Annotated in this window: 1 protein-coding gene; it reads left to right on the top strand. The window is 63.5% G+C overall.

Annotated features, from left to right (window positions below; all coding sequences use genetic code 11):
• Window positions 1-208: PP0621 family protein (locus GYA94_RS27050; protein WP_161893492.1), on the top strand; the 208-nt coding region annotated here is incomplete at its 5' end.
• Window positions 209-301: the final 93 nt, after the last annotated feature.

Below are 301 nucleotides of genomic sequence, written 5' to 3'. Positions count from 1 at the left end.
CGCCCTGATCGCCGCCGCGTTCTGGCTGTGGCGCAAATTCAAAATCAGCCAGCAGTCGCGCCCCGACGCCAAGCTCGATGCGCCACTGACGATGGTGCGCTGCGCCCATTGCGGCGTGCACCTGCCCAATGATCGGGCGCTGCAGCAGGGCAACGAGTGGTATTGCAGCCAGGCCCACCTGCAGCAAGGTCCTGGCCGCCAAGGCTGAACAAAGAGCCCTGTGGGAGCAGGTTTACCCGCACCCACAGGGTCTGCAGTCCATACACCTCTTCACATATCCCTCCCCGACCCTTTCACACCA

Origin of the sequence: Pseudomonas juntendi (assembly GCF_009932375.1) — a bacterium.
In the GTDB taxonomy this organism is placed as follows: Bacteria; Pseudomonadota; Gammaproteobacteria; order Pseudomonadales; family Pseudomonadaceae; genus Aquipseudomonas; species Aquipseudomonas juntendi.
The sequence above is the reverse complement of the archived record's forward strand: the minus strand, read 5'-3'. Positions and strand labels throughout refer to the sequence as shown.